The 9,200-nt window shown below is 57.1% G+C and carries 9 protein-coding genes and 1 tRNA gene; 5 read left to right on the forward strand and 5 right to left on the reverse strand.

Going from position 1 to position 9,200, the window contains the following annotated elements; translation table 11 throughout:
- The first annotated feature begins 99 nt into the window (after window positions 1–99).
- Both DBY73_RS18840 and rplY read left to right on the forward strand, forming a co-directional pair.
- Window positions 100–1,860, forward strand: a complete 1,761-nt coding sequence (locus DBY73_RS18840; protein ID WP_112012579.1) for a DEAD/DEAH box helicase — start codon at window positions 100–102, stop codon at window positions 1,858–1,860.
- A gap of 125 nt (window positions 1,861–1,985) precedes the next feature.
- Window positions 1,986–2,270 carry a 50S ribosomal protein L25 gene (rplY, locus tag DBY73_RS18845; protein ID WP_112012580.1) on the forward strand — a complete coding sequence of 95 codons (285 nt, stop codon included), beginning with the start codon at window positions 1,986–1,988 and terminating at the stop codon, window positions 2,268–2,270.
- A 51-nt stretch (window positions 2,271–2,321) separates the two neighbouring features.
- Here the strand turns inward: rplY and yejK are convergent, their stop codons facing one another.
- Window positions 2,322–3,329: a nucleoid-associated protein YejK gene (gene yejK / locus DBY73_RS18850; protein ID WP_112012581.1), complete on the reverse strand. Its 1,008-nt coding sequence runs from the start codon at window positions 3,327–3,329 to the stop codon at window positions 2,322–2,324.
- A 134-nt stretch (window positions 3,330–3,463) separates the two neighbouring features.
- Here yejK and DBY73_RS18855 point away from each other — a divergent pair, with 134 nt between their 5' ends.
- From DBY73_RS18855 to DBY73_RS18865, 3 genes are all read left to right on the forward strand, one after another.
- Window positions 3,464–3,691: a YejL family protein gene (locus DBY73_RS18855; protein ID WP_112012582.1), complete on the forward strand. Its 228-nt coding sequence runs from the start codon at window positions 3,464–3,466 to the stop codon at window positions 3,689–3,691.
- Window positions 3,692–3,710: 19 nt separating this feature from the next.
- Window positions 3,711–5,471, forward strand: coding sequence for an LPS biosynthesis-modulating metalloenzyme YejM (gene yejM, locus DBY73_RS18860; protein WP_112012583.1), 1,761 nt, complete (start codon window positions 3,711–3,713; stop codon window positions 5,469–5,471).
- 72 nt (window positions 5,472–5,543) lie between these two features.
- Window positions 5,544–5,620: transfer RNA gene (locus DBY73_RS18865), tRNA-Pro, on the forward strand.
- Window positions 5,621–6,045: 425 nt separating this feature from the next.
- On the opposite strand, the gene DBY73_RS18870 is transcribed toward DBY73_RS18865, so the two are convergent.
- Genes DBY73_RS18870 through DBY73_RS18885 form a run of 4 tightly spaced genes read right to left on the reverse strand, consistent with a single transcriptional unit; the run spans window position 6,046 to window position 9,076 of the window.
- The gene (locus DBY73_RS18870) at window positions 6,046–6,567 is read right to left on the reverse strand and encodes a hypothetical protein (protein WP_112012584.1); all 522 of its coding nucleotides are present in this window, start codon (window positions 6,565–6,567) and stop codon (window positions 6,046–6,048) included.
- A complete protein-coding gene (gene tssI / locus DBY73_RS18875; protein WP_112012585.1) occupies window positions 6,567–8,531 on the reverse strand; it encodes a type VI secretion system tip protein TssI/VgrG in 1,965 nt (654 codons plus the stop codon). The genes DBY73_RS18870 and tssI overlap by 1 nt, the downstream gene beginning before the upstream one ends.
- A 25-nt stretch (window positions 8,532–8,556) precedes the next feature.
- Window positions 8,557–8,838, reverse strand: a complete 282-nt coding sequence (locus tag DBY73_RS18880) for a type II toxin-antitoxin system RelE/ParE family toxin (RefSeq protein WP_112012586.1) — start codon at window positions 8,836–8,838, stop codon at window positions 8,557–8,559.
- Complete coding sequence (locus tag DBY73_RS18885; protein WP_112012587.1) at window positions 8,828–9,076, reverse strand: plasmid stabilization protein; 249 nt, start codon at window positions 9,074–9,076, stop codon at window positions 8,828–8,830. The genes DBY73_RS18880 and DBY73_RS18885 overlap by 11 nt, the downstream gene beginning before the upstream one ends.
- Between the last annotated feature and the right edge of the window lie 124 nt (window positions 9,077–9,200).

Genomic DNA, 9,200 nt, shown 5'->3' on the forward strand with positions numbered 1-9,200 from the left:
GAAGCAGTCAAGAACGGTTCAGTATAATGGTCTGGTTGCGCCACTCAAGGGAAAAAGTTTCGTGGCATACTATGTGTGAGTTAATCAATCTGAGAGCCCATGACTTTTACACTCCGTCCCTATCAGCAGGAAGCCGTTGACGCTACCCTCGCCTGGTTTCGCAAACACCATAAGCCTGCCGCTATCGTGCTTCCGACCGGGGCGGGTAAAAGCCTGGTGATCGCCGAGCTGGCCCGCCTGGCGCGCGGGCGCGTGCTGGTGCTTGCCCACGTTAAAGAGCTGGTGGCGCAAAACCACGCCAAGTATTGTGCGCTCGGGCTAGAGGCCGATATTTTCGCCGCCGGATTAAAACGCAAAGAGAGCCACGGAAAAGTGGTGTTTGGCAGCGTGCAGTCTGTCGCCCGCAACCTGGATCAGTTTCGCAGCGAGTTTTCACTGCTGATCGTCGACGAATGTCACCGCATCAGCGATGACGACGACAGCCAGTATCAGCAGATACTCAATCATCTCAAAGAGGTGAATCCTCACTTACGCCTGCTCGGCCTGACGGCGACGCCGTTCCGCCTGGGCAAAGGCTGGATCTATCGTTTCCACTATCACGGCATGGTCCGCGGTAACGAAAAGGCGCTGTTCAGCGACTGCATCTACGAGCTGCCGCTGCGCTACATGATTAAGCACGGCTACCTGACGCCGCCAGAACGCCTGGATATGCCGGTGGTGCAGTATGACTTCAGCCGCCTGCAGGCGCAGAGTAACGGCCTGTTCAGCGAGGCTGATCTGAACCTCGAGCTGAAAAAGCAGAAACGCATTACGCCGCACATCGTTAGCCAGATTGAAGAGTTTGCGCAGACGCGCAAAGGGGTGATGATCTTTGCCGCCACGGTTGAGCACGCCCGGGAAATCACCGGGCTGCTGCCAGCCGACGACGCGGCGCTGATCACCGGGGAAACGCCCGGCCCCGAGCGCGACAGGCTGATTGAGGCGTTTAAAGCGCAGCAGTTCCGCTATCTGGTCAACGTTTCGGTATTAACCACCGGCTTTGATGCCCCGCACGTCGATCTGATCGCCATTTTGCGCCCCACCGAATCCGTCAGCCTTTATCAGCAAATTGTCGGACGCGGCCTGCGCCTTGCGCCCGGAAAGACCGACTGCCTGATTCTGGACTATGCGGGAAACCCGCACGATCTCTACTCTCCCGAGGTCGGGACGCCGAAAGGCAAAAGCGACAACGTGCCGGTGCAGGTATTTTGCCCTGCCTGCGGCTTTGCCAACACCTTCTGGGGCAAAACCACCGCCGACGGCACGCTGATCGAGCATTTTGGCCGCCGCTGCCAGGGCTGGTTTGAGGACGACGACGGGCACCGCGAGCAGTGCGATTTTCGCTTCCGCTTCAAAAACTGCCCCCAGTGCAACGCCGAAAATGATATTGCCGCCCGCCGCTGCCGGGAGTGCGACGCGGTGCTGGTCGATCCCGACGATATGCTCAAGGCGGCGCTGAAGCTGAAGGACGCGCTGGTGCTGCGCTGCTCGGGCATGGCGCTCCAGCCCGGCGCGGATGAAAAAGGCGAGTGGCTCAAGATCACCTACTACGACGAGGACGGCGCGGACGTTAGCGAGCGCTTCAGGGTCCATACTCCGGCCCAGCGCACGGCGTTTGAGCAGCTATTTATGCGTCCGCACACCCGCACGCCCGGCGTGCCCCTGCGCTGGATAACGGTGGCGGATATCGTTCACCAGCAGGCGCTGCTGCGCCATCCGGACTTCGTTGTTGCCCGCAGGAAAGGTCAGTTCTGGCAGGTACGCGAGAAGGTCTTTGACTATGAAGGCCGCTTTCGTCGGGCAAATGAATTACGCGGCTAGCGGGACTTTTCATTGATGTGAGGGGCAATTGAGTATAAAATGCCGCCCGCTTCACATCCGTGAGGCAGAACACTCACCTGCTGCTGGGTCGCCTGTAGTAGGGTTTTAAATACAGAGAGAAATCAATGTTCACTATCGAAGCAGAAGTACGTAACGTGCAGGGTAAGGGTGCGAGCCGCCGCCTGCGTAACGCTAACAAGTTCCCGGCTATCGTTTACGGTGGCGAAGCTGCTCCAGTTGCAATCGAACTGGATCACGACAAAGTGTGGAACATGCAGACTAAGCCTGAATTCTACGGCGAAGTTCTGACCATCGTTGTTGGCGGTAAAGAAGAAAAAGTGAAGGTTCAGGCCGTTCAGCGTCACGCGTTCAAGCCAAAACTGACTCACATCGACTTCGTTCGCGCGTAATCGCAAACCGGTCGTAAAAAACCCCGCTTCGGCGGGGTTTTTTTATGCCTGCTATTTACCGCCGGACGTGCGGCGCTGCAGCTGATCGCGCAGGTTCGGCGGCGTGCCTTTGATCGTCAGCGTATCGGTGGCCGGGTCCCAAAAGATGCGCTCGCCCAGCAGCATGGCGTCGAAGTTGACCGTCAGGCCCCCGCCGCTGCCGGCAAATTTCGTGAGCTGACGCAGCGTGCTGCGGTCCGCCGGGAAGCTCTCTTCCAGCTCGTAGCCTTTCTCCGCGGTAAACGCCTGGAAGCTGACCTCGCTGACGCCCGCCAGCTCTTTTGACAGCGACTCCAGCTCAATCTCTTCGCCCGCCTGAAGCTGCTCGTTGCAGTAGCTGTAAACCTGCTGACGCACGGTCTGGCGCTCGGATTTATCCAGCTGCGCTTCGGCGGTGAAATCATCTACCGCCTGCAGCAAACCTTTGTTCTGTGCCTTGGCGTTAAGGCCTTCACTGGCCCCGAGGAAATCCATAAAGAAATCGGCCACTTTGCGGCCCACGCGCCCTTTCAGGAAGGTCAGGTAGCGGGTCGATTCCGGGTTGGTTTCCCACTCGGTCAAATCAATTCGCGCCACAATATCCGCATGGTTAATATCCAGATAATGCGTTGAGCTGATATCCAGCTGCTCGTTCACGCGCATGCTGCTTAAGTTATTCAGCACGGTAACCAGCAGATACTCTACCGCCAGGTAGCGATAGTGGCAGAACAGAACGATACCGCCGTCAGCAAACGGATATTTTGCCAGCTCGTCGCGCAGGCGGCCGGTGGCGGCGCGGCTAAAGGCCAGGAAATCCTCTTCACCCTGACGCTGCAGGCGCAGGCTATCCGCCAGCTCGCTCTCGTCGTTGAACAGGCCATAAGCTTTATTTTTTGCGCTGTAGACGCGGTGTAGCTCCGCCATCATTTCCACAACGGTAGGCGTTGGTTCCAGTAATGAATCGCGCAGCACCACTTCAAGGGTTTGCTCATCACGCTTGATAAGCTGGTGCAAGGCAATCTGGTTGATTTCCAGACTCATGATAAACTCTCCTTTTAGACCGGGCGGTATTCAACCACCACCGGGACGTGTGTGCAACAACAGATAAAAAAGGGGAAAAAAAGCTGTTGCTACGGTAATATGTTGCCCTTTCATCAACGAACTGATTTTGATTTATGCCACAACATTCCCGCTATAGTGATGAACACGTTGAACAACTGCTCAGTGAGCTGGTCAACGTACTGGAAAAACACAAAACGCCGACCGATCTTTCCCTGATGGTGTTGGGAAACATGGTCACCAACCTGATCAATACCAGCGTTGCTCCGGCTCAGCGTCAGGCGATCGCCAAATCTTTCGCCCAGGCTTTGCAGTCATCCGTGAGCGACGACAAGGCCCACTAAGGGAAACGAACAACAGTTTATGGTGACGAACCGTCAGCGCTACCGCGAAAAAGTCTCCCAGATGGTCAGCTGGGGGCACTGGTTTGCCCTGTTCAACATGCTGCTGGCCATGGTACTCGGCAGCCGCTATTTGTTTGTGGCAGACTGGCCTACGACGCTCACCGGGCGTATCTACTCCTGGATCAGCGTTGTTGGACATTTTAGCTTTCTGGTTTTCGCCACCTACCTGCTGATCCTGTTCCCGCTGACGTTTATCGTCATGTCACAGCGTCTGATGCGGTTTTTATCCGCGGTCCTCGCCACTGCGGGGATGACGCTGCTGCTTATCGACAGCGAAGTGTTTACCCGTTTCCACCTGCATCTTAACCCCATCGTCTGGGAACTGGTGATTAACCCCGACCAGAACGAAACCGCACGTGACTGGCAGCTGATGTTTATCAGCGTGCCGGTGATCCTGCTGATTGAGATGCTGTTTGCGACGTGGAGCTGGCAAAAGCTCCGCAGCCTGACCCGACGCCGCCACTACGCGAAGCCCGTCGCGGCGCTCTTTTTTGTCTCCTTTATCAGTTCGCACATAATGTACATCTGGGCCGATGCGAACTTCTATCGCCCGGTGACCATGCAGCGCGCAAACCTGCCGCTGTCGTACCCGATGACCGCCCGTCGATTCCTCGAAAAACACGGCCTGCTGGATGCGCAGGAGTATCAGCGCCGCCTGGTCGAGCAAGGTAACCCAGAGGCGGTCAGCGTGCAGTATCCGCTGAGCGACCTGCGCTACCGCGATATGGGACGCGGGCAGAACGTTCTGCTGATCACCGTTGATGGCCTGAACTACTCGCGCTTCGAGAAGCAGATGCCGGCGCTGGCGGAATTTGCGGATAAAAATATCGCCTTCACGCAGCACATGAGCTCTGGCAACTCCACGGACGCGGGCATCTTTGGCCTGTTCTACGGGATCTCGCCGGGCTATATGGACGGGGTACTCTCCGCCCGTATTCCTGCCGCATTGATTACCGGGCTTAACCAGCAGGGCTATCAGCTGGGGCTGTTCTCATCAGACGGCTTCAACAGTTCACTTTACCGTCAGGCGCTGCTGTCTGACTTCTCCCTGCCTGCGGCACAAAGCCAGTCGGACGATCAAACGGCAAATCAGTGGATAAACTGGCTGCAAAACTACGCGCAGGAAGATAACCGCTGGTTCTCATGGGTTGCCTTTAACGGCACAACCCTGGACGACAGCAATCAGAAGGGCTTTGCGCGCCGCTATGCGCGCGCAGCGGGCGATGTCGATGCGCAGATTAGCCGCGTGCTAAACGCCCTGCGCGACGCCGGCAAGCTGGATAATACCGTCGTCATTATTACCGCAGGCCACGGCGTACCGCTGGGTGATGAGAAGAACGACATGGAGTGGTCACGGCCAAATCTTCACGTTCCGCTCGTCGTTCACTGGCCGGGCACGCCGGCGCAGCGCATCAACATGCTCACCGAGCACAAAGACGTGATGACCACGCTGATGCAGCGCCTGCTGCACGTCAGCACCCCGGCAAATGAATACTCTCAGGGGCAAGACCTGTTTAGCGCAACGCGTCGCCACAACTGGGTGACGGCAGCGGGCAATAACACGCTGGTCGTGAATACGCCGAAGCTGACGCTCGTGCTGAACGGCAACGGAAAATACCAGACCTATACTCTGCAGGGTGAAAAGCTGAAGGATCAGAAACCACAGCTCAGCCTGCTGCTGCAGGTGCTGACGGATGAGAAGCGCTTTATCGCTAACTGATTAATTATAAACCAGTTAGCGTTCGCTTCCCCTTGCATTCAGCGGGGAATCGAGTACTATCTTTTTATGCGTCGGCACGTAGCGCAGCCTGGTAGCGCACCGTCATGGGGTGTCGGGGGTCGGAGGTTCAAATCCTCTCGTGCCGACCAAATTTTCACAGAAAGGACAACAACTTACGTTGTCCTTTTTCGTATCTGCGATACGCAGCCTCCTCGCAAAATGTGTCACGTGACACGCGGCGTGACGCGCGCTGTATGCGATTCTGACAGCCTACAATCGCAGGCAAGGCGAACCTAACCTTCTCGCCAGACGCTGGCTATGAGCCAGGCATCTCCGAATTTGGATACCATGACCGCTGCTCGCAGGCTCGCGATGGTGCGCTATCAGGCTGCGCTACGTTCCACAAATTACTCTTTAAATCTCACCGTTTACTACATGGTACGTCGTGGATGGGAACATCACGTTTTCAGACTCATGGAAAAAAAGAAACGCTGAAACGAAGATGTGATTACACGGGCAATTAGCCCCTTCATTTATGCTGAGAGAAAACCATTTTGTTTTCAGCCCCATGCCGCTACAGCCGCTCTGTCCATTTGCTTATCCGCGACTGCGGTTTGCCGCTGGCGTCGATGGCGCGCCCGTCCGGCAGCCAGCGCTCCGCGTCCCCTTTCATCATCCCCTTGTCATAAACCTGACGCGCTGCCCGCGCGCCGTCCGGGTAGAACTGCTCGCTTACCGCGTGCCGTAACCCGTGCTGCCACCGTTCGCGCATCTGTAACTGCCCGGAGGGGTAAAAGCTGCGGCATTCGCCGTGCAGCTGGCCGTCGAGCCAGTTTTCTTCGCGGAGCAACGCGCCTTCGCTTGAGAAGTAGCGGGCCACACCGTTTCGCCTGCCGTCGCGATACGCCTGCTGCACGGCAAGCTGACCGTTAGGGTGCCAGCACTCCATCACGCCGTTTAGTAAGCCCTGCTGATAGCGCAGCACCGACAGCAGGCGACCGTGTTCTTCGATGCGCATTTCGCCGTTAAGCAAACCGTCCGAGAGCTCAGCCTGAAGCCGAGTACTCTCCTGCTGATGTTCCAGCACCTCGCGCATCAGTTGATCTTCACCATCCCGCCCTTGATGGTCAGCATCCCGCCGCCGTCCACGGTCTGGGTGGCGCTGGCCTTGCTGGTGAGGGTGGCTTTCGCTTCATGCGTTATTGTCGCGGCTTTTTGCGTCAGCGAGGCTTTCGCTTCGCTGGCGATGTTCGTGCCGTTAAGCTTAAGGTCGCTGGTCGCGCTGGCGTTCAGCGCCGCCCCGCTCTTCACGTTCAGCGTTTTTCCGCTCTCCAGGGTGAGCGTGCCGCTGACCTTGATGGTCAGATTGCCGTCGACGTTGAGCGTGTAATCCCCCTTCACCTTGTGCGTCTCGTCACCGCCCACGGTGAGTTCCTGATCGCCTTTCACCGACACGCTGCGCTTGTCTTTCACCTCTAGCGTGTCGCTGCCCTTCTCAATATTGACCGTGCGGTTGCCCTTTTTCAGGGTGACGGTTTCGTTGCCCTCTTCAATGGTGCGGGTGCAATCGTTTTTGACGCTGTGGATCTCGTCGTGGCTAATCGTCGTTTTGCTGTCGTTTAGCACGGTGAGCTGGAAGTCTTTCTGCGCCTGCATCGCCAGCAGCTCAGCGTCTTTTTTGTCGTCGAAGCGCAGCTCGTTAAAGCCTTTTTCGCTTTTGGTTTTAATGCCGGACTGGGTCTGATTCGCGGGCAGCGCATACGGCAGGGCATTGGCGCCGTTATACACGCAGCCGGTAATCAGCGGCTTATCCGGGTCGCCGTCGATAAAGCTCACCACCACCTCCTGGCCGATGCGTGGGATAAACTGCGCGCCAAAGCCGTTGCCGCTCCAGGCGGTGGCGACCCGCAGCCAGCAGGAGCTGGTTTCGTCGTTTTTCCCCTCTCTGTCCCACGGGAACTGCACCTTCACCCGCCCGAGCTTATCGGTCCAAACCTCTTCACCGCTTTTGCCGACCACCTGCGCCGTTTGGGTGTGCATAAACGGCTTCGGCGTGCTGCTCTGCGGACGATACGGCGTGGCTTTCGGGATGGCGGTAAAACGGTTGCGATAGCGCTCGCCGTCGTACTCATGGCTGACGGCGATGACCAGCCAGTCGATGTTCAGAGATTTGTCGTCGTGATCGGTGAGCGTAAACCAGTGCCCGGCAGCCAGCGCCGCGCAGTCGCTTTCGCCGACCAGCCGTTTCGCCTGCGCCTTCAGGGCGTTAACTTTCCACGCCGCCAGCGCGTCGCCCTGCGCTTTTTCACTGAATCCGCCGGGATGCGGAGAGTGCATGCCGCCTTTCTTCTCACCCGCCTGGGCAAACAGCGCCGCTTTCGGCTGCTCGTAGTTATAGTCGCTGCTCTGGAAACCCTGCGAAGTCGCCTGCAAACGCAGCTCCGCCGAACGGATCGCGCCGGTTTCCCGCTCGCCGCTCTGTGCCGCCTGATACGTCACCTTTTTCTCACCCGTTATCGGCGGGAAGGCGCTGTTGTCATCCGCCAGCACCAGCGTGTGCTTGCCTGCCTTGTGGGTGAAGAACCAGAAGATCCCCTCCTGCTCCAGCAGCCGCGAGACAAAATTAAAATCGCTTTCGTTGTATTGCAGGCAGTATTCGCGCTTTTGTGATTTGGTTTTGAGCTTGAACTGATAGTCGGTAAATCCGGCATCCTTAAACACCTTCTCGACGATCTCCTGCGCGCTGAGGTTCTGAAACACGCGGTTGTTGCTGGAAAGCGTCAACCACCACAGCCACGGGCGCAGCACAAACTGGTAGCGATCGGCATTGCCGGTCGCCGGAAGCTGGTGCGCTTCGGCAATCAGCCCGTCGTAGTCGGCGTTGTTGATGGTGGCGGTCAGATGGGTTGCCAGCGCGCTATCAAGAGTTAACGGCGCGGAGGTGGTTCCCGCAACGGTGGCGGTGGTCAGGCTGTTAAGCGCCGATTCGGTTTGTGCGGTAGCGGCGGTAAGGCCGGTTAGGGTTGGGGTGGTGAGGTTGATGATGGTGGTGTTGGGCATGGGGAAGTCCTTTTTGAAGGCAGCGCTAGCGCCGGTTAGCCTGATGATAAACCTCATCGCAATCACGTCTGCCTACGGCGACCACAAGAACGACAACCTGTTCGTCCTCGACCTGATAGACCAGACGATACCCGGCACTGCGAAGCTTGATTTTATAACGGTGCAATTTGCCGGAAAGGCGGGCGGCAGGAACATGAGGATTTTCCAGCCGCTCCGTCAGTTTCTTTTTGAACTGCTCGCGTAATGTAGGGGTAAGCTTGCGCCACTCCTTGAGCGCGACATCTAAAAACTCCAGGTTATAGGTCATTTAAAGATACCTTTATTCGCTTTCCGCCTTCACGCTCGTCAGCGATGCGGTTCAGCTCAGCATCTTCTGCCAGCTCCAGCAGATAGGCATAAACCACAGGCGGCACGCAGTAAAATGCTGGCTCGTTGCGATTCAGAATCGCTACCGCTTCACCCTCCCCGGCGTTGACCGTCCCCATCGGGTTACGTTTCAGGTCGGTGATGCTGGCAGCGGTTTTGGTCAGGATATGAAATGGCATAGTGTTTTCCTCAGTAGTGAGGGTTTAGTATAGGCCATTAAAGGTGCCTTTAAAAGCACCTCCAAATGAGCCCTCTTGACTATTAAGAATATGAAGTACTCTTATCTTTTCAAGATCATTACAA

The organism is Enterobacter sp. RIT418 (assembly GCF_003057745.1).
Taxonomy (GTDB): Bacteria; Pseudomonadota; Gammaproteobacteria; order Enterobacterales; family Enterobacteriaceae; genus Enterobacter.